Below are 19173 nucleotides of genomic sequence, written 5' to 3'. Positions count from 1 at the left end.
CACCAGTCTGCCACCGGGGTCTGACAACGCCCGCCGGGACCGGCGCCCTCTCGGAGGGGCTACCGGCGGCGCAGCGCGGCGAGTTGTTCGGCGAACGGCGTGAACGCCAGCCCCGGCGCTCCGGCCGTGCCCTCCTCCGCGTCGCCGCCGGCCGGTTCCCCGCCCCCGGCCGGCGCCAGGCCGCCCGCCGCCGCCCCGCCGTCCGCCGCCGCGCCGGTAACGGCCCCGACGCCGGCCTCGGCCAGGAGGAGGGTGGCCAACTCCCGTGCCGCGCGGTCGATCCGGGTGGGCAGGGTGTCGGTGAGCGGGTCCCCGTCGCCGCCCCAGTCCTCGGCGGCGGCGAAGACGGCCGTGGGCGCCACGGTGGCCCGCAGATACGCGAAGAGCGGGCGCATCGCGTGCTCCAGGGTCAGCGAGTGGCGGGCGGTGCCGCCGGTCGCGGCCATCAGCACCGGCGTGCCGACGAGCGCGGTCGGCTCGAACAGGTCGAAGAACGACTTGAACAGCCCGCTGTAGGAGGCGGCGAAGACGGGCGTCACCGCGATCACCGCGTCGGCCCGTTCCACGGCCTCGATGGCCTCGCGCAGCGGCGGGGCCGGGAAGCCGGTGACGAGGTGGTCGGCTATGTCCCTGGCCAGGTCGCGGAGTTCGACGACCCGGATGGTGACGACCTCCGGGCCGCCGTCGCGGCCCTCCTCGCCCGGGTCGAGGTGGCGGCGGGTCGCCTCGGCCAGCCGGTCGGCCAGCAGCCGGGTGGACGACGGCTGGCTCAGCCCGGCGCTGACGACCACCAGGGTGCGCGGCGTCATGGGACAACTCCTCCTGTGGTGCGTGGGGTTGGGGAACGGGCCGGCATCGGGGAACGGACGGACGTCGGGGAGCGGACGGACGTCGGGCAACGGTGCGGCCGGGGCGCGGCTTTAGGCCGGGGTCGCGGCGCGGCGCTGCCGCTCGGCGGCGACCCGGGCGGCGTGGGTCGGCCCGTCGGGAACGTCGGCCGGCCGCCCGGCCGCGAACTCCCGGCGCAGCACCGGCACGATCTCCTCGCCCAGGATGTCCAGTTGCTCCAGCACGGTCTTGAGCGGCAGGCCCGCGTGGTCCATCAGGAAGAGCTGCCGCTGGTAGTCGCCGAAGTTCTCCCGGAAGGTCAGCGTCTTGTCGATCGCCTCCTGTGGGCTGCCCACGGTCAGCGGGGTCTGCTCCATGAACTCCTCCAGCGAGGGACCGTGCCCGTAGACCGGCGCGTTGTCGAAGTACGGGCGGAACTCGCGGATGGCGTCCTGGGAGTTCTTCCGGACGAAGATCTGCCCGCCGAGCCCGACCATCGCCTGCTCGGGCGTGCCGTGGCCGTAGTGGGCGTAGCGCTGCCGGTAGAGGCCGATCAGCTGCTGGAAGTGCTGGGTGGGCCAGAAGATGTTGTTGGCGAAGAAGCCGTCGCCGTAGTAGGCGGCCTGCTCGGCGATCTCCGGGCTGCGGATGGAGCCGTGCCAGACGAACGGCGGCACGCCGTCCAGCGGCCTGGGCGTGGACGTGAAGCCCTGGAGCGGGGTGCGGAAGCGGCCCTCCCAGTCCACGACGTCCTCGCGCCACAGCTGGTGGAGCAGCGCGTAGTTCTCGATGGCCAGCGGGATGCCCTGCCGGATGTCCTGCCCGAACCAGGGGTAGACGGGCCCGGTGTTGCCCCGGCCCATCATCAGGTCGACCCGGCCGTCGGCGAGGTGCTGGAGCATCGCGTAGTCCTCGGCGATCTTCACCGGGTCGTTGGTGGTGATCAGCGTGGTGGCGGTGGAGAGGATCAGCCGCTCGGTGCGGGCCGCGATCCAGCCGAGCATGGTGGTCGGGGAGGAGGGGACGAACGGCGGGTTGTGGTGCTCGCCGGTGGCGAAGACGTCGAGCCCGACCTCCTCGGCCTTCCTCGCGATGGTCACCATCGCCTTGATCCGCTCGTGCTCGGTCGGGGTCCTCCCGGTCGTCGGATCGGGGGTGACATCACCGACGGTGAAGATTCCGAACTGCATCGCACCCACCTCGTCTCGGCTGGTCGGTCGGTTTAGTTTACTGTTCAACTTACCCCGGGCAACGGGCTCCCCCGCCGTTCTATTCCGGGCGCCGAGTACCCGCATTCGGCCGGCTTCCGGCCGGCTTCCGGCCGGGTGCCGCGCGCGGGGCCCGGCCGCGCGGTCAGCCCGCGCCGTGCGTCTCCTCACCGGAGTCGAGCCGGGCGGCGCCGGCCGTGGCGGAGGCCAGCCAGGAGGCGAAGCCGGCCAGCTCGGCCGCCGGCAGCGCGAGGGTGATCGCCACCTCGGCGCCGTAGCGCACGTCCCGCACCGGGTAGCCCAGCGCCCGCAGCTCGTTCTCCAGCCGGCCGGCCCTGGCGTGGTCCACGGTCACCGTGGCCAGCCGCAGCCGCCGCCTGCTGACCAGCGGCTCGGCGTCCAGCGCCGCGCCCACCGCGCCGCCGTAGGCGCGGATCAGCCCGCCGGCGCCGAGCTTGACGCCGCCGAACCAGCGGGTCACCACCGCCACCGTGAACCGCACCTCGCGGCGCAGCAGCATGTTCAGCATCGGCTGGCCCGCCGTGCCGGAGGGCTCGCCGTCGTCCGAGGCCCTGCGCACCGCGCCGTCCGCACCGATCACATAGGCGTAACAGTGGTGACTGGCGGTGGGGTGCCGCTCCCTGATCCGCGCCACGAACGCGAGCGCGTCCTCCTCCGTCGCGGCCGGCGCCAGCGCGCAGCGGAAGCGGGAACGGTTGACCTCGGTCTCGTGCTCGCTCTCGGCGGCCACCGTCAGATACGTGTCGGACACCGGCCCAGCCTAGGCACCAGGGTGGCCCCGCCCGTTCGGGCCCCCGGGGGAATGCGTCGGGCGCGCGGGGTGGTTGTGCGGCACATGTATGGAGACCAGCAGACCGTTCGCGACATCCTCACCGAGACCGGGCCCGTGTGGGCGGTGGTGGGGCTGTCGAACAACCCGGCCAGGGCCGCCTTCGGGGTGGCCAGGGTCCTGAAGGCCGCCGGCAAGCGGGTGGTGCCGGTGCACCCCAAGGCGGAGACGGTGCACGGCGAGCCGGGGTACGCCACGCTGGCGGACATCCCGTTCCCGGTGGACGTGGTGGACGTCTTCGTCAACAGCGACCTCGCCGGCGAGGTCGCCGACCAGGCGGTGGCGATCGGCGCGAAGGCCGTGTGGTTCCAGCTCGGCGTGGTCGACGAGGACGCCTACCGGCGGACGACGGAGGCCGGCCTGGCGATGGTGATGGACCGCTGCCCGGCCATCGAGCTGCCCAGGCTGGGCGTGAACTAGGCTCGTCGCCACCATGCCCGACCGCCGCGACGAACCCGCCGACCACCGCCCCGACCACACGGTGCGCGCCCTCGTCGTGGCCGGCGAGCCGCTTCCGGCGCGGGTGCTGATGGCCCTGCACCGGCTGCTGGGGCTCGGCGTCGCCGAGGTGCGGCGGCGGGTGGAGGCCGGTCAACCCCTGGTGGATGTCGAGCTGTTCGGGAACGACCGGTACGAGGTCGCCGACCGGTTGCGGGCGTTGCTCGACCTGCTCGCGCCGCACCGGGTCGCCGTTCACGAGTGCCTGGGCGGGGACGGGCCCTCGGAGGAGAACCGGATCGAGCCGGCCGCGCTGCTCCGCCTGGTCGCCGCCCCTCCGGAGCCGGCCCCCGAACCCGTCCGCCCGCTGCCCGACCCGGCGTTGAGCGCGCTGATCGCCGAGGCGACCGGGGCGGCGTACCGGGAGCTGCGGCACCGGCATCCCGAACGCCTCTATCTCTTCGCGCTGTTGACCTCGGGCGAGGCCAACGCCCCCTATGCGGCGGCCTGTTCGGTCGAGGGCGACGCCCGGGGCGGCGAACGCTGGAGCCTGCCGGACAGCCCCTACGCCGTCTGGGGGTACGAGGAGCACTTCGCCGACGTCACGCGGGCGTTCCTGGCCAGGGGCGACCTCTTCGACCCCGGCCGGGGCGGGGAGGCGGCCGTCGAGGCCGAGTACCGGCTCCGGCTGGCCTCGATGGAGGAGGCGCTGCGGCGGCTCGACGCGGAGGGGCTGTTCGGCACGGGCCGGGAGCGCGGGCGGCTCCTGCTGGCGGCGGGGACCATGCCGCCCGATGAGGAGGACGCGGGCGCGGTCCGGCGGCTCAACCCGCCCGGCGCGCTGCGCGAGGAGTGGCTGCGGGACGCCGCCGAGCAGCCGCCACTGCCCGCCGACCCGGTCGCGGCGGCCGAACGCGCCGCCCACACCGGCCCGTTGGCGCCCCCGCCCAACCCGACGGTGGCCGAACTGTGGCGCCTGACCCCGGGGTGGTACCTCCCCGACGGCACGGCGCTGTACGGGCCGCACTCCCTCGCCGAGCGCAACGCGACCTACGAGGTGGCCCGTTACGCGCCGGGCTGGGCGCTGGTCGGCGACGACGGGGGCGGCGACGGGCTGCTGATGCGGGCACCGGGGCCGGCGTTCGCGCCGGCGACCGGCCGCGCCTCGGCGGAGGTCTTCCGCCTCGGCCTCGGCGCCCTGGCCCCGGACGTGGCCGACGAGGGCACGTTCGTCACCGACGACCTCATCGGCTGGGCCACGGGGCGCCGTTCGGAGTGACGTCCGCCCCGGCATGGCCCGACGCCCGTGTCGTGGCGTGGAGAGCCCCGAACGTGGAGAGCCCCGAACCCGCCCTCGCCGCTCCGGATCTGCACGCGGTGATATGCCGTGCGTGGTGCACCGTTACCTGTGTGCCGTGCTGAGCTGCGCTGTTGACGGGGAGTCGAACCCCGGCGTTGCTCCTCACGCACCAAGGAGTGGCCGGAAAGCCGCCGGCCTCGGCGTGTGCACGCCTTCGGAGCGACTACCCGCTCCACGCCGTTCGGTCCCCGACCCCGAGGACCGGTCAGTCCAGCAGGTCGACCTCCCCGTTCGTGCGCTGGATACGCGTGTCGCTCTCCCGGATCTCGCGCGCCAACGCGTCCGCCTGGGCGCGCAGTTCGGCGACGGGCAACGCGGAGACCATCGTCAGCTCGGATCGGAGCTGCCGAACGTGTCCGCGACCGCCCGTGCCCGCCGCCGCGTCCTCGGCGGGCGTCTCCCCCTCCTGGTACCGCGCGCTGCCGACGACACGCGCCCGCAGCTGCTCCACCCGGCGCGCCGCTCTTCAGTCCTCCACCACCGCGCGGATCGTGCCGGCCGCGCTCAGCGCGCGGTGCATCGCGAGTTCGGCCGTCGCGCCCCGGGTCAGGAGGATGCCGGTGCAGCCGCGCTGGTCGTCGAGGTGGACGACGCGGTCGCCGGGCGCCGCCGTCGGGTACCACTCGGGCTCGCCGGGGAAGGCGGCCAGCGCGTCCAGGCCCGACCAGCCGACGAGGGTGCCGGTCCTGTCCGGGTAGATCAGCACCAACGCGCTGGCGTCGCCGGCGGGTTGGGGCCCGTCGAGCAGGGCGGGGCGGCGGCCCAGGGTGGTGTCGACCAGCGCGTGGTAGACGTTGACCTCCAGCGCCCGGCAGAGCGCCTCGCCGACCAGGGCGCCGCCGATCCGCCGGTTGATCTCGACCAGTTCGGGCCCCTTGGCGGTCCAGACGAACTCCACATGGGCAAACCCGGTCGGATGCCCGGCGGCCGCGAGCACGTCGCCGACCCAGCGCCGCACCGTCTCGCTCTCCTCCTGCGGCAGCGCGACGGGGAACGCCGCGCCCTCCTCGCGGACCCGGGGCAGCGGGGAGGTCTGGCGGCTGAAGACGCCGAGCAGCCGGGTCTCGCCCTCGAAGCCGAGGGTCTCGGCACTGTAGAGCGGGCCGGCGAGATAGCGCTCGGCGAAGAGCCGGCCGGTGAGCGCGGCGCCGCGCGCCCGCTCCAGCGCCGCGCCCAACTCGGCGCGGTCGCGGGCCAGCCACACGTTCTTCGAGGAGGTGCCGGCGGAGTCCTTGAGGACGGCGGGCAGCCCGACCCCTGCCACGATCTCCTCGGCGGTGGTCGAGGGGCCGACGGGCATCGCCCCCTCGGGGCCCAGGCCGTGCTCGGCCAGCAGGCGGCGCACCGCCAGCTTGTCGCGGAGCCGCCGGACGGCCGCCGGGTCGGGCCCCGGCAGGCCCAGCTCGGCGGCGAGGTCGGCGGCCGGAACGCTCCAGCCGTCCGTCGAGTTGATCAGCCCGGCCAGGTCGGGCAGGGCGCGCAGCGCGGCCCGGCTGGCGTCGGGATCATGGGTGTCGACGTCCACGATGTCCAGTGCGCCGGGCGGGAGTTGGGCCAGCTCGTGCTGGTAGATGGCGCGGTCGCCGGTGAGCAGGGCGAGGCGGTGGCCGGCCGCTTCGGCCGCCTCGACGATCCGGGCCAGTCCGAAGCTCAGGGCCTCCAGGGCGGCGATGGTCATGCGTCGTCCTCTCCTTCCTGGCCGGCCGGGGCGGCCGGAACGTCCGGGCCCGAGGCCGGGGAGTCGGCGGGCCTGGTGCCGCGCACGACCAGCCGGCGGGCCCGCTGGTCGTAGGGGGAACGGTCGAAGTCGCCGTAGACCTCGATGTCGACGAAGCCGGCCTCGGCGAAGAGCGCCCGCAGCTCGGCGGCGCTGTAGAGGAACGCGGTGATCGAGACCTCGCGGGCGCGGTCCTCGCGCACCAGCGTCCAGTCGGTGCGCAGCCGGGTCCACTCGTCCAGGATCGTGTCCCGCTGGAAGACCAGCGCGTCGGGAAGTTCGACGACCTGGGGCCGGCCGATCCAGCCGGCGACGACCTCGCGGCCCATCACGTCGACCAGCAGCCGCCCGCCGGGCCGCAGCGAGGCGAGGACGTTGCGCAGCACGGTGAGGTTGTCGGCGCGGCGCTCGAAGTAGCCGAAGGAGGTGAAGACGTTGATGGCCTCGTCGTAGGTCTCGGGTTCGACATGGGTGAGCATGTCGCCGCGCACCAGCCGGACGTCGACGCCGGCCTCGGCGCAGGCGGCGCGGGCGCGGTCCAGCATCGGCCGGCTGAGGTCAACGCCGGTGACGTGGCAGCCCCGGCGGGCCAGCGGCACCGCGTACAGGGCGGGCCCGCAGGCCAGGTCCAGCACCCGGGTGCCGGGCGGGTGGTCGAACAGCGGTGCGGTCGCGACCAGTTCGGCGATCTCCGCGCGGCGGCGGTCGGAGAACATGACGGGCGCGAAGTCCACCCAGAAGTCGTCATCCTCGTACCAGTGCATGGGTGAGGGAACCTCGATTCCGGTGACGGCCCGCGCGGTTGGCCCGATCCGGGGCCGGGGCGGGGCGAGCTGGACTGTACCCACGGTCACGGAAACGCACACGTGACGCCGCGGGGATAATGGCACAGAAATCCTTTACGGTTGAGCCCTTCGCGGTTCTCCTTCGGCTTCTCCGCGGTTCGGTCGCGGGCGACGTTACGTCAAGTACCCGCAGATCCGGGCGGGTTGCCGCCGTTCCCGGGGCCAGGGCCGGCGGCGCCCGGCACGGGGCGGGGACATGATTCACTTGAGAAGTCGTGGGAAACGGCGGGGAAGTTCCCACGCGTTGGGAATCGATTTCCCGGTAACGAAATCCGCGTCCCGCATATCGTCACCCGAAGCGCTCGGTGTCACCATGGTTCTGTCATGGAAGCGGGCCGGATGTTGCGAGCCACGAGAGCCGCCGTATTCTCGGCGCTCTGCGTGGTGCTCGCCATCTCCAGCCACACGGCGGTCTCCGGGGACGCGGTCTCCTGGCGGCTGCTGCTCGTCGTCTTCCTCGGCGTCTGGGTGGGCGTCTGGTCGTTCACCGAGCGGGAACGGGGCCCGGTCGCGGTGATCGCCGCCACCCTGGGCGTCCAACTCCTGCTGCACGGCGCCTTCTCCGTGGGGCACGCGCTCCAGGCCGCGCGCCTGCACGCCGCGCACGCCGGGCACCCGATGTCCGGGGCGGGCATGGCGGCGGAGTCCGGCATGGGGACCGGCATGGCCGGGAGCGGCATGGGGACCGGCATGGCCGGCCCCTCGGCCGCCGGCGCCGCCGCCCCCGGTCACGGGCTGGTGGACGGCCCGGCCTCGATGGTCGCCGGCCACCTGGCCGTCGCACTGCTGAGCGCGGTGTGGCTGTGGTGGGGCGAGCGCGCCCTGTTCGGGCTGCTGCGCTGGGCGGCGCACCGCGTGCTCGGCCCGCCGCCGCGCCCGGTCAACCCGCCGACCCCGGTCGACGCGGAGGCCGCCCGGCCCACCGCCGAACGGCCGCCTCGCCTGCCCGGGTGGGCGCGCCCGATCGAGTCCAGGGGTCCCCCGGCACGGCCCGCGTTCCCGGCGTGACAACACGTCGGTCGAACGCCGCGCGCCACGGCCGGGCACGCCCCGTCTGACCTCCAGCACCGTCCTCGTCTGCGGCGGCTCCCGGCCCGACCCCACCGTGCGTTCCAGCGGAACGCCACGGTTTTCGCGAAAGGCCACAGGACCGTGACCGCACGTCTTGCCACACCCCCCACCACCTGGCCCCGCCGCACGCCGGCCGGGCCCGACGACGCCCCAACCGCCCCCGCCGGAGCCCGCCACACCCCGGCCGCCCCGACCGCCCCGACCGATGCCGCCGCGCACGACCCGGCGACCGCCGACGAGACCACCGTGACCCGTTGGGCGCTGGCCGCGCGCGGCGGCGACCGACGGGCCGTCGAGTCGTTCTTCGCCGCCGTCCGCGACGACCTGCTGCGCTATCTGACCCGGATCACCGGCGACCCGCAGGGCGCCGAGGACCTGGTCCAGGAGACGCTGCTGCGGGCGCTGCGCGCGCTGCCGGCGTTCGAGGGCCGCTCGTCGGCCCGCACCTGGCTGCTGGCCATCGCCCGCAGGGCTGCCGTCGACCGGGTCCGCTACGAGCGCTCCCGCCCGCCGCTGGCCGCCACCGCCGACTGGCTCACTACCGTGGAGCGCGAACAGCGCGGCCACATACCGGGGTTCGAGGAACGGGTGGCCCTCGACGAGCTGCTGGCCCGGCTGCCGTCGGACCGCGCCAGGGCGTTCCGCCTCACCCAGATCGCCGGGATGCCATACGCCGAGGTGGCGGCGGCCAGCGGCTGCCCGGTGGGCACGGTCCGCTCCCGGGTGGCCAGGGCCCGCCGGACGCTGCTGGCCCAACTGGCCCTGGCCGAGGGCGATCCGGCGCCCCGCTGAGCCGGTGCGGGGGCGACGCCCGTGGCCTCGCCCCCGCCTCCCCCACCCCGGCGCCATCCCCCGCCGGGCCCCCACGAGTCGAGGTGGCGATGCCATGCCCACGAACGTGCCAGCGAACGCGCCGATGAACGCACCGACGGACGCGCCGACGAACGTTGCCGCGAGCGTTTCCCCGAACGGGCCCGCGCCCGGGACACCGGCCCAACCGCCGCCGGGCGGGGCCCCGTTGGTCCCCCCGGTGATCCACGAGCACATCACCGACGCCGTCAAGGCGCCCGACCTGGTGCGGCTCGGCCCGGGCGTGGTGCTGGCGCGCTTCGAGACGCTCAAGGTCTACGCGGCACTGGGCGCGGTGCGAACGTTACTGGAGCGGGGTGTCATCCGGCGCGGCCAGACGCTGGTGGACAGCTCCAGCGGGATCTACGCGCTGGCGCTGGCGATGGCCTGTCACCGCTACGGGCTGCGCTGCCACATCGTGGCCTCCACCACCGTGGACCTCACCACCCGGGTGCAGTTGGAGATCCTGGGCGCCACCATCGACCAGATGCCGCCCTCCGACGACCTGCGGCTGGACCAGAACCGGCGGGTGGCGCGGGTGCGGGAGCTGGTCGCGGCGCGGCCGGAGACGCACTGGATGCGGCAGTACCACGACGCGGTGCACTACGCGGGCTACCGGGAGTTCGCCGACCTGGTGGCGGCCGCGCTGCCGGAGGGCCCGCTGACGGTGGTCGCGCCGGTGGGCACCGGCTCCTCGTCGGGCGGTCTTGTCGTGCCGCTGCGGCAACGAGGCGTGGACGCGCGGCTGGTGGGCGTGCAGCCGTTCGGGAGCGTGACGTTCGGCAGCGAGCGGTTCCGCGACCCGGAGGCGATCATCGCGGGCATCGGCAGCGCGATCCCGTTCGACAACGTGCGCCACCGGCTCTACGACGGGCTGCACTGGGTCGACTTCCGGCACGCCCTGGCGGGGGCGGTCGGGCTGGTCCGCTCGCACGCGGTCTTCGCCGGGCTGTCGACGGGGGCGGCGCATCTGGCGGCGCTGTGGGAGTCGGCGCGCCGGCCGGAGCGGACCCATCTGGTGATCGGCGCCGACACCGGGCACCGCTACGCGGAGCGCGCGTTCGCCCGGCACCGGGAGGCGCCGGACCCGCGCACGCTGAAGCCGCACCAGATCACCGAGTTGGCGGACCTGACGCCGCCCTGGTCGGCGATGGAGTGGGGGCGCCGGCCCTACGAGCCGGCAGGACCGGCCTGACGACGGCCCCGGCGGTCCGGCCGGGACCGCGCGCCGGCGCGCGCCCGAAAGGTGTGCGCCGGCGCGGAAAGCCGCGCGGAAAGCCGTGCGGGACGGAGCCCGGAAAGCCGCGCGGGACGGCGCCCCGCCTCAGCCGGCGGCGGCCTCCTGCTCGGCCTCGATCCGCTGGTTCCACTCGGCCTTGCTGGACTGCCAGCCGTCCTCGTCCGAGCCCCGGCGCCAGTAGCCGGAGACGGACTTCATCCGATCCCGGGGCAGTTGACGGTCGTGCCGCAGATGGCGGCGGAGCGCCTTGACGGTGTGCGCCTCGCCGTGCACGAAGACCTGGGGCTCGCCCGGCGGGAAGACGGCGGAGGTGACGGCCGCCACCAGCGCCTCGCCGACCTGTCGCCCCTCGCGGTGCAGCCAGACCACCTCGATCGGGCCCTCCGGGTAGTCGAGCTTCTGCTCCTCCTCGCGGCCGGCGACCTCGATGAAGGCCAGCGCCCTGGCTCCCGCCGGCAGCGCGGCGAGCGCGGCCGCGATGGCGGGCAGCGCCGCCTCGTCGCCGGCCAACAGGTGCCAGTCGGCGTCGGGTTCGGGCGCGTAGCCGCCGCCGGGGCCCAGCAGGTACAGCTCGTCGCCCGGGCGGGCGGCGTCGGCCCAGGGGCCGGCCAGGCCCTCGTCGCCGTGGTGCACGAAGTCGATGGTCAGCCGCCGCGCCTCGGGGTCCCAGCCGGCGACGGTGTAGGTGCGGGTCCTGGGCCAGGCGGCGCGCGGCATGGTCGCCCTGACCTCGCCGATGTCGAACGGCTCGGGGTAGTCGACGTCGGGCAGCGGGAAGACCAGCTTGACGTAGTGGTCGGTGCACTCGCCGGTGGCGAACGCGGCGAGGCCCTCGCCGCCGAAGACCACCCGGATCATGTGCGGGGTGAGGCGTTCCTTGTGCACCACCTGGGCGCGGTGGGTCTGGGGTCCTTTTCGGGCGGGTCGGTCGCTCACGGACAGCTCCTGGACTCGGTGCGAGGGCGGGTGCGGGGACCGCGAAGGGGAACCACCACACCGGGAGTTAGGTTAGCCTAACCTGATCGTCGCCCCGTTGGGCCCAGGCTACTCCTTCGCCCCTCGGCGACCGGGTACCCCGCCCGCCCCTCGGCTACCGGCCGGCTACCGGCCCAGCCCCGCCAGCACCTCGGCGCCCGGCAGCTCGGCCAGCGCGGCGCCCGGCACGATCAGCTTGCCCCGGCGCGCCCCGCTGCCGATCAGCACGTGGTCCCGCGCGACCACCGCCGCGTCCAGCAGCACCGGCCAGCCGGCCGGCAGCCCGAGGACCGTGATCCCGCCGTACTCCATGCCGGTCTCGCGCACCGCCGTCTCGTGGGGCGCGAACGAGACCTTGCGCGCCCCCAGTTGGCGCCGGACCGCGCCGTTGACGTCGGCCCGGGTGGTGGAGGGGACGAGGACGGCGGCCAGGGTGGTCTCGCCGCCGCGCCGGCCGGCGACGATCACGCAGTTCGCCGACGCCTCGGCCAGGTCCGCGCCATAGGTCTCGACGAAGACGGCGGTGTCGGCCTTCTCCGGGTCGCTGTCCACGAAGAGCAGGTCCTCGGCCGGCACGCTCCCACGCCAGCCGCGCACCGCCTCGGCGACCGGGGGAACCAGCAGGTCGAGGGCCTTGGGCAGCGGGACGGCCTCGTCGAAGTTTCCGATGGGAGCACGCATGGCGGGCACCGTACCAGGGCCGGAGCGGGCGCCCGACAGCGGTCACCCGAGCGCGGGCGGCACCACCACGGCCATGATCAACTCGACCGGTTCGGCGCCCCGGTTGTGGTAGCCGTGCGGCACATGGGACTCGAAGGCGGCCGAGGCGCCCGCCGGCACCGGCTGGTCCTCCTCGTCGACCCGCAGCGTCAGCTCGCCCTCCACCACGTGGATCAGCTCGGTGGTGCCGTGCGGGTGGGCGTCGGCCTCGTGGCCCTCGCCCGGCATCAGCCGCCAGCGCCACAGCTCCAGCGGCCCGGGCGCCTCGGTCCCGGCGAGCAGCGTGCTGTGGCTGCCGGCCTCGGTGTGCCACAGCCGCACCGTCTGCTCGGCCGTGAACAGCCGCACGGTGGGCCGGGGTTGGGTGTCGAGCAGGGTGGTGACGCTGACCCCCAGGGCGTCGCCCACCTTGACCACGGTGCCGACGCTGGGGTTGGTCCTCGCCTGCTCGATCTGGATCAACATGCTGCGACTGATCCCGGCCCTGGCGGCCAACGCCTCCAGGGTGAGCCCCCGCTCGGCGCGCAGCCGGCGCAGGTTGCCGGCCAGTGACTGGGTGAGCTGGTCGAGGTCGGTCACCGACGTCTCTCCTGCGAGGTCGAGATGGGGCCACGGGAAAACCGGGGCACGGGACGCACCACCCGGTGTACTATTTTCGACGCGAGCGTTGAGTATTCCGGACTCTCCCGGCTCCTCCCGCCGCGCTCCGGCTCATGGTTCGACGCCGCGACCACCCTTCCGGCCGTTCCGCCCCTGCGGGACGGCCCCGTCGCGACGCCGCGAAACACTGTACTTGCGAGGTAACGATGGTCACCCTTGCCCTGGTCACCAGCCTGCTCTGGGGGCTCGCCGACTTCGGCGGCGGGCTGCTGACCCGACGCCTGCCGGCGCTGACGGTGGTCGTGGCCTCGCAGACCCTGGCCGCCGTGGTGCTGGGCGGGATCGTGGTGGCCACCGGGGCGTGGAGCGAGGCGGGCGGGCGGCTCTGGTTCGCGGTCGCGGCCGGGGCGATAGGCCCGTTGGCGATGCTCTGCTTCTACCGGGCGCTGGCGCTCGGCCCGATGGGCGTGGTCTCGCCGCTGGCGGCGACCGCGCTCGCGGTGCCCGTCGGGGTGGCGCTGATCCTGGGCGAGCGCCCCGGCCTGATCCAGTACACCGGAATGGCCGTGGCGTTCCTCGGCGTGCTGCTGGCCGGCGGGCCGACCCTGGGGGGCGGCGGCGGGGGCATCCCCCGGCAGACCCTGGTGTTCACGGCCGGCGCCGCGCTCGGCTTCGGCGCGGTGCTGGCGTTGATCGCCGAGGCGTCGACGACCGTCACCGGGCTGTTCCTCGCGCTGTTCGTGCAGCGGGTGTGCAACGTGGTGACCGGCGGCACGGCGCTGTGGGTGGCGGCCAGGCGCGGCGCCCCGGTACTGCCGGAGGGCGGCCGGCGGCTGCTGGTCGGCGCGCTGCCCTCGCTGGCCTTCGTCGGGTTGGCCGACGTGGCGGCCAACGCGACCTATGCGCTGGCCGCCCGGATCGGGCCGATGACGGTGGCCGTGGTGCTGGCCTCGCTCTACCCGGTGGTCACCGCGCTGGCCGCGCGCGGGGTGCTGCGCGAGCGGCTGCTGGCCGCGCAGGCGGCCGGCGCCGGGCTCGCCCTGGCCGGCACCCTGCTGCTGGCCACCGGCTGACCGCCGGTCGACGGGCCAACCGGGTCAACCGTTCAACGGGCCGCCGGCGCCCGCCCGTTGACCAGCCGGCGCCCGGCGCGTCAGTCGCGGTGCGGGCGCAGCGTCCAGACCACGGTCATGGTGCCGGTGACCTCGCCGTCGGCGCGGGTGATCTCCACCTCGACCGGGAACTCGGGGCGCTGGCCCGCGTCCAGCTCGGCCACCACCTCCGCCACCGGCCGGCCCAGGGTGGCCGTCGCGGTGATCTCGCCGGTGGCGATCTTCCGGTACGAGACCTCGGCGCGCACCGGCAGCGGGAGCGCCCGCGACATCTGGTCGCCGAACGCCGCCAGGGCGATGGCCCCGCTGGCGGACTCCCCCAGCGTGAACATGGCGCCGGCGTGCGGCCCGCCCACGTGGTTGTGGAACGTGGGCTGGTCGGGCAGGCGCAGCACGGCGCACTCCGGGTCGGTCCGCACGAACTCCAGATGGAGCGCGCGGACCATGGGCACGGTCGCGGCGAGCTGCTCGCCGACGGAGATCCGGTCAGTCATGCCCCCACGTTACCAGCGGGTAATGACGGCGGCCCCACGCGCCCGCCCGCAACGTTCCGCCCCAACACCGCGCGCTCCGGCGTGCGTTCCGGCTGCCTTCTCGTCGCAGGTCCGTCGCAATACGGTGACAGGTGTCCTCCGCCGGCGCCGCCGCCCTTAGGGTTTGGAGCCATGAGGCCAGGAGAACAGCAGCCGGGGGGCGAGCCGGGCCGGGAGTGGTCCAACCCCTATCAGCAGCCGGGGTACCAGCAGCCCAACCCGTACCAGCAGCCGCCGACCGGCGGCGCGGGCGGCGGGTGGGAGCAACCCGGGCAGGGGGCTCAACCGGGCGTACCGCCCGTCCCGACACCGGGAGCCCAGCCGGGCGTGCCGCCCGTCCCGCCGCCGGGAGCGCCCGGCGCCGCGTGGCAGCAGCAGGGCCCGTCCACGCTGCCGCCTCCGTCGCCGCCGCCGAACGACGGCGACAGCAAGAGGTTGAAGATAGCCGTCGGCATCATCGTCGCGGTCGCCGTGGTCGCCGGTGCGGCCGTGACCGGCGTGGTGCTGATGGGCGGGGACGACTCGCCCCAGGCCGGCCAGAACCGGGACACCCCCGGCGACTCCGGCGACCCCTCGGGCGATCCTTCCGAGGACCCGACGGAGGAGCCGACCGACGAGCCGACGCGGCCCGAGGACCCGGACGACCCGCGCCAGGGCGTGCTCCAGCGCCCCGACCCGGTGATCGCGCCCGACTGGCAGGTGCAGACCCTGGAGAACCGGCACATCGCGTTCGACGTGCCGCCCGACCAGTGGACCGTCAACTCCGAGGGCACGACGTTCGGTTACGAGGACGAGCGGGAGGGCGCCGAGGAGGGCGACATCCTGGTGGCCATGTCGGGCGTGGCGACCTACATGGACGGCTGGTGCGCCGACGCCGAGTACGGCGTCAGCAGCCGCGCCATGGCGGGCACCAAGGGCGCCCAGGGCGCCACCAACACCGCCGAGGCCGCCGAGAACGAGGCGATGAACTGGGCGTTGGGCGCCTACGACCAGGACCAGCTCGGCACCTTCGAGATGTCGGACGCGCAGGAGTTCGAGAGCGACCACGGCATCAGCGGCCACCTGGTGACCGCCACCATCCGCGACGTCCCGGAGGACGAGGAGGACCCCAACCCCTGCGGCCAGACCGACGGCAAGGTGTACGCGGTCTCCTACCTCGACCTGAACAACGACATGGCGACCTGGGTGCTGGTCGCCGACGCTGGCGTCGAGGACGAGCTGCCGGACGAGACGATCGAGCAGATCATGAGCAGCCTGCGGCCCTACCCGGTGGAGGCCGAGCAGAGCTGACGCCGCGCGGCGCCCCCGAGGCCGTCAGCCGACGCGGAAGGCGTCGGCCGGCGGCCTCGGCGAGGAGACGGCGCTCTCCTCGGTCACCGGCCGCGCCCCGCCGATGAGTCGGGCCAGCTCGCGGCCCGTCACCACGCGGGCGGGGAACGGGTCGGCGGCGGCGCGGCGGGCCAGCGCGGCCACCGGCGGCTCGGCGTCGCCGGCGAGCACCACCACGTTGCCGAACCGCCGCCCGCGCAGCACCGCCGGCTCGGCCAGCAGGCACAGCTCGGCGAAGCAGGCGGCGAGCGTGGCCAGTTGGGAGCGCAGGAACGCGAAGGGCGCCGCGTCGGCCAGGTTGGCGGCGTAGGTGCCGCCTGGCCGCAGCGCCCGGGCGGCGGCGCGGGCGTAGCCGAGGGTGGTGACCTGGGCCGGCACCCGGGAGCCGCCGAAGACGTCGGCGACCAGCAGGTCGGCCGCGCCCGGCGGCGCCGCCTCGACGGCGGCGCGGGCGTCGGCCACGGTCACCTCGATCCCGGCGCCTGGCGACGGCAGCGTCTCGGCGACCAGCGCGGCCAGCCGCCCGTCGCCCTCCACCACCCGCTGCCGGGAGCCGGGCCTGGTCGCCGCCACATAGCGCGGCAGCGTCAGCGCCCCGCCGCCGAGGTGCAGCACCCGCAGCGGCGCCCCGGGCGGTCCCGCGGTGTCGACCGCGTGGCCCAGCCGCCGGACGTACTCGAACTCCAGGTGGGTGGGGTCGTCGAGGTCCAGATACGACTGCGGGGCGTCGTCGACGGTCAACAGCCAGGCCGCCGGCCGGTCCACGTCCGGCAGCAGCCGGGCGGTGCCCAGGTCCACAACCCGCACCACGGGCGTCCGCTCGTCCATCCCGGCATGATGCCCCGGCCGGCCCGGCCGCCGCACGCCGGGTCGGCGTGCGGCGGCCGACCGGCGGCCCTCGCGCGGCGCGTGCCGTTCAGTCGGGCAGCACCTCGGTGACGGTGCCGGCGCCCACCGTCCTGCCGCCCTCGCGGACGGCGAAGCCGAGGCCCGGCTCCAACGGGACGGGCGCGCCCAGGGTCACGGTCATCGAGACCCGCTCCCCCGGCAGCGCCACCGTGCTCCCGGCGGGGTCCCCGGCGAGCACGATGTCGCCGACCACGTCGGCCGTCCGCAGATAGAACTGCGGCCGGTAGCCGGTGGCGACCGGGGTGCGGCGCCCGCCCTCGGCCGCCGAGAGCAGATAGACCTCGGCGGCGAAGCGGCGGCCCGGCGTGACGCTCCCGGGCGCGGCGACCACCTGCCCGCGCCGCACCGCGTCGCGCGGCACCCCGCGCAGCAGCAGCGCCACGTTGTCCCCGGCCTGGCCCTCCGCCATCGGCTTGCCGAAGGTCTCCAGGCCGGTGACCACCGTCTCCAGCTCGGCGCCGAGCACCGCGACCCGGTCCCCGACCCGCACGGTGCCGCGCTCGATCGCGCCCGTGACCACGGTGCCCCGGCCCGTGATGGTCAGGGTGTTCTCCACCGGCAGCAGGAACGGCGCGTCCAGGTACCGCTCGGGCACCGGGACATGGCGGTCCACCGCGTCCAGCAGCTCGACGACCGAGTCGACCCAACGCCGCTCGCCGTTGAGGGCGCCCAGGCCGGAGACCCGGACCACCGGCGTCTCCTCGCCCGGGTAGCCCTGGGCGGTGAGCAGCTCGCGGACCTCCAGCTCGACCAGGTCGGTCAGCTCGGGGTCGCCGGCGTCGGCCTTGTTGAGGGCGACCACGATGTGCCGCACGCCGACCTGACGGGCCAGCAGCACGTGCTCGGCGGTCTGCGGCATCACGCCGTCCACGGCCGAGACCACCAGGATCGCGCCGTCCAGCTGGGCGGCTCCGGTGATCATGTTCTTGACGTAGTCGGCGTGGCCCGGCATGTCCACGTGCGCGTAGTGCCGGGTCGCGGTCTGGTACTCGACGTGGCTGAGGGTGATGGTGATCCCCCGGGCCGCCTCCTCCGGGGCGCGGTCGATCCGCTCGAAGGGGACGAAGGTGCCGGTGCCGAGGTCGCTGAGCACCCGGGTGATGGCCGCAGTCAACGTGGTCTTGCCGTGGTCGACATGGCCCATGGTGCCGATGTTGAGGTGGGGCTTGGTACGCGTGTACGCCTGCTTGGGCATGGCGAGTTCCCGGTTTCCTGGGTGAGGGTGAGGCCCCGACCGGCGCGCGTGCGGCGCGTCCTCGGGTCGGGGCGTGGACCCCCGCCGTGCTCCGACCCTCCCCCTGCGGGGTCCACGGAGCGATCCGGGAAGGGTCAGCGTCGAGCGCCGTCGGCGACGGCCAGCGGCACGCCTGCGGCCGGCGTCGCGTCCGCGGGTGCGGACGGCGCGGCGGGGGCTGCGTACCGGAACATGACCCGTATGGTGGCGGATGCCGACCCGGGCCGTCGAACGGTTTTCTGATAGTCCAGACATCAGACATCCGGCGTTCACCGCTTGTTGCGGCGCTCGCCTAGAGTGACCTCGCCCGTTCACCCACACCCGTGGACCGCGCCCGGTCGCCGTCCGTCAGCCCGTCCGTTCCTCCGCCCGCCCTCGTCGGCCTCTCCCAGGGATACGCGCTCAGTTCATGTCGTGGTTCGAATCAATCGTCCTCGGGCTGGTCCAGGGGCTGACGGAGTTTCTGCCCATCTCCTCCAGCGCCCATCTGCGGCTGGCCGCCGTGGCCGGCGGCTGGGAGGACCCGGGGGCAGCGTTCACCGCCGTCTGCCAGATCGGCACGGAGCTGGCGGTGTTGATCTACTTCCGCAAGGACATCGCGCGGGTGGTGAGCGCCTGGTTCCGTTCGTTGACGGACCGCTCGATGCGCTCCGATCCGGACGCGCGGATGGGGTGGCTGGTGATCATCGGCTCCATCCCGATCGGTGTGCTGGGGCTGACGCTCCAGGACGCGATCGAGGGGCCGTTCCGCGACCTGCGGCTGATCGCGGTCAACCTGATCGTGCTGGGCATCATTCTGGGCGTGGCCGACCGGATGGCGGCCAGGGACGCGGGCGGTGGCCGGCACCGCGCGGTCAGGCAGCGCAAGGAGCTGGACCAACTCACCGTCAGGGACGGCCTGTTGTTCGGGCTGTGCCAGGCGATGGCGCTGGTGCCCGGCGTCTCGCGCTCCGGCGCCACCATCACCGGCGGGCTGTTCCTCGGCTACCGCAGGGAGGCGGCGGCGCGGTACTCGTTCCTGCTGGCGATCCCGGCCGTGCTGGCCTCCGGCGGCTACGAGCTGACGGAGATCGGCGGCGAGGACACCCATGTCTCGTGGGGTCCGACGATCCTGGCGACGGTGATCGCCTTCCTGGTGGGCTACGCGATCATCGCCTGGTTCATGCGGTGGATCAGCACCCGCAGCTTCATGCCGTTCGTCTGGTATCGGATCGGCGTCGGCCTGGTGCTGCTGGTGTTGATCTGGTTCGGGGTGGTGGAGCCGCACGCCGGCGAGGAGTTCGACACGCCGCCCGAGGTGACGACGGGCGAGCAGGCCGCCGGCTGGTGAGCCGGCCGCCGGCGGCGGCGACCGG

The 19173-nt window shown here is 74.7% G+C and carries 20 protein-coding genes; 8 read left to right on the top strand and 12 right to left on the bottom strand.

The window, feature by feature from the left end; translation table 11 throughout:
* Positions 1–59: 59 nt before the first annotated feature.
* The 3 genes from FH609_RS25790 to FH609_RS25780 form a co-directional block, all read right to left on the bottom strand.
* Positions 60–809 carry an FMN reductase gene (locus tag FH609_RS25790; RefSeq protein ID WP_139672092.1) on the bottom strand — a complete coding sequence of 250 codons (750 nt, stop codon included), beginning with the start codon at positions 807–809 and terminating at the stop codon, positions 60–62.
* A gap of 111 nt (positions 810–920) precedes the next feature.
* Positions 921–2018: an LLM class flavin-dependent oxidoreductase gene (locus FH609_RS25785; RefSeq protein ID WP_139672089.1), complete on the bottom strand. Its 1098-nt coding sequence runs from the start codon at positions 2016–2018 to the stop codon at positions 921–923.
* Positions 2019–2181: 163 nt separating this feature from the next.
* Positions 2182–2808: a YigZ family protein gene (locus tag FH609_RS25780; protein WP_139672086.1), complete on the bottom strand. Its 627-nt coding sequence runs from the start codon at positions 2806–2808 to the stop codon at positions 2182–2184.
* An 84-nt stretch (positions 2809–2892) separates the two neighbouring features.
* Here FH609_RS25780 and FH609_RS25775 point away from each other — a divergent pair, with 84 nt between their 5' ends.
* Positions 2893–3306: a CoA-binding protein gene (locus tag FH609_RS25775; protein ID WP_139672083.1), complete on the top strand. Its 414-nt coding sequence runs from the start codon at positions 2893–2895 to the stop codon at positions 3304–3306.
* 13 nt (positions 3307–3319) lie between these two features.
* Positions 3320–4603, top strand: coding sequence for a DUF4303 domain-containing protein (locus FH609_RS25770; protein ID WP_139672080.1), 1284 nt, complete (start codon positions 3320–3322; stop codon positions 4601–4603).
* A 286-nt stretch (positions 4604–4889) separates the two neighbouring features.
* On the opposite strand, the gene FH609_RS25765 is transcribed toward FH609_RS25770, so the two are convergent.
* Genes FH609_RS25765 through FH609_RS25755 form a run of 3 tightly spaced genes read right to left on the bottom strand, consistent with a single transcriptional unit; the run spans position 4890 to position 7165 of the window.
* Positions 4890–5135 carry a hypothetical protein gene (locus FH609_RS25765; RefSeq protein ID WP_139672077.1) on the bottom strand — a complete coding sequence of 82 codons (246 nt, stop codon included), beginning with the start codon at positions 5133–5135 and terminating at the stop codon, positions 4890–4892.
* A 15-nt stretch (positions 5136–5150) separates the two neighbouring features.
* Positions 5151–6362: an ATP-grasp domain-containing protein gene (locus tag FH609_RS25760; protein ID WP_139672074.1), complete on the bottom strand. Its 1212-nt coding sequence runs from the start codon at positions 6360–6362 to the stop codon at positions 5151–5153.
* Positions 6359–7165, bottom strand: coding sequence for a class I SAM-dependent methyltransferase (locus tag FH609_RS25755; RefSeq protein ID WP_139672071.1), 807 nt, complete (start codon positions 7163–7165; stop codon positions 6359–6361). The genes FH609_RS25760 and FH609_RS25755 overlap by 4 nt, the downstream gene beginning before the upstream one ends.
* A 420-nt stretch (positions 7166–7585) precedes the next feature.
* Here FH609_RS25755 and FH609_RS25750 point away from each other — a divergent pair, with 420 nt between their 5' ends.
* The 3 genes from FH609_RS25750 (at position 7586) to FH609_RS25740 (ending at position 10361) form a co-directional block, all read left to right on the top strand.
* The gene (locus FH609_RS25750) at positions 7586–8254 is read left to right on the top strand and encodes a hypothetical protein (RefSeq protein WP_139672069.1); all 669 of its coding nucleotides are present in this window, start codon (positions 7586–7588) and stop codon (positions 8252–8254) included.
* 144 nt (positions 8255–8398) lie between these two features.
* Positions 8399–9109 (top strand): sigma-70 family RNA polymerase sigma factor, encoded by a 711-nt coding sequence (locus tag FH609_RS25745; protein WP_139672066.1) that lies wholly within the window; start codon positions 8399–8401, stop codon positions 9107–9109.
* A 238-nt stretch (positions 9110–9347) separates the two neighbouring features.
* Complete coding sequence (locus FH609_RS25740) at positions 9348–10361, top strand: pyridoxal-phosphate dependent enzyme (RefSeq protein WP_226961945.1); 1014 nt, start codon at positions 9348–9350, stop codon at positions 10359–10361.
* Positions 10362–10490: 129 nt separating this feature from the next.
* Here FH609_RS25740 and FH609_RS25735 read toward each other — a convergent pair whose 3' ends face one another.
* The 3 genes from FH609_RS25735 to FH609_RS25725 form a co-directional block, all read right to left on the bottom strand.
* Positions 10491–11342, bottom strand: coding sequence for a siderophore-interacting protein (locus FH609_RS25735; protein ID WP_139672063.1), 852 nt, complete (start codon positions 11340–11342; stop codon positions 10491–10493).
* Between the two features lie 165 nt (positions 11343–11507).
* A complete protein-coding gene (locus FH609_RS25730) occupies positions 11508–12062 on the bottom strand; it encodes a YbaK/EbsC family protein (protein WP_139672060.1) in 555 nt (184 codons plus the stop codon).
* A gap of 42 nt (positions 12063–12104) precedes the next feature.
* Positions 12105–12680: a helix-turn-helix domain-containing protein gene (locus tag FH609_RS25725; RefSeq protein ID WP_139672057.1), complete on the bottom strand. Its 576-nt coding sequence runs from the start codon at positions 12678–12680 to the stop codon at positions 12105–12107.
* Positions 12681–12907: 227 nt separating this feature from the next.
* Here FH609_RS25725 and FH609_RS25720 point away from each other — a divergent pair, with 227 nt between their 5' ends.
* The gene (locus FH609_RS25720; RefSeq protein ID WP_139672055.1) at positions 12908–13774 is read left to right on the top strand and encodes an EamA family transporter; all 867 of its coding nucleotides are present in this window, start codon (positions 12908–12910) and stop codon (positions 13772–13774) included.
* Between the two features lie 80 nt (positions 13775–13854).
* On the opposite strand, the gene FH609_RS25715 is transcribed toward FH609_RS25720, so the two are convergent.
* Positions 13855–14295 carry a DUF4442 domain-containing protein gene (locus FH609_RS25715; RefSeq protein WP_193318049.1) on the bottom strand — a complete coding sequence of 147 codons (441 nt, stop codon included), beginning with the start codon at positions 14293–14295 and terminating at the stop codon, positions 13855–13857.
* Positions 14296–14478: 183 nt separating this feature from the next.
* Between FH609_RS25715 and FH609_RS25710 the strand changes: the two genes are divergently transcribed.
* Entirely contained in the window at positions 14479–15636 is a 1158-nt protein-coding gene (locus FH609_RS25710; protein WP_139672052.1) for a hypothetical protein, read from the top strand.
* 24 nt (positions 15637–15660) lie between these two features.
* Here the strand turns inward: FH609_RS25710 and FH609_RS25705 are convergent, their stop codons facing one another.
* Positions 15661–16503, bottom strand: a complete 843-nt coding sequence (locus FH609_RS25705) for a spermidine synthase (protein WP_139672049.1) — start codon at positions 16501–16503, stop codon at positions 15661–15663.
* Between the two features lie 88 nt (positions 16504–16591).
* Positions 16592–17779 (bottom strand): elongation factor Tu, encoded by a 1188-nt coding sequence (tuf, locus tag FH609_RS25700; protein WP_139672046.1) that lies wholly within the window; start codon positions 17777–17779, stop codon positions 16592–16594.
* A gap of 448 nt (positions 17780–18227) precedes the next feature.
* On the opposite strand from tuf, the gene FH609_RS25695 reads away from it, so the two are divergent.
* A complete protein-coding gene (locus FH609_RS25695; RefSeq protein WP_139672043.1) occupies positions 18228–19148 on the top strand; it encodes an undecaprenyl-diphosphate phosphatase in 921 nt (306 codons plus the stop codon).
* Positions 19149–19173 lie beyond the last annotated feature (25 nt).

The organism is Streptomyces sp. 3MP-14 (assembly GCF_006334905.2).
Lineage (GTDB): Bacteria > Actinomycetota > Actinomycetes > Streptomycetales > Streptomycetaceae > Streptomyces > Streptomyces triticirhizae.
This window is presented reverse-complemented; position numbering and strand designations above follow the sequence as displayed.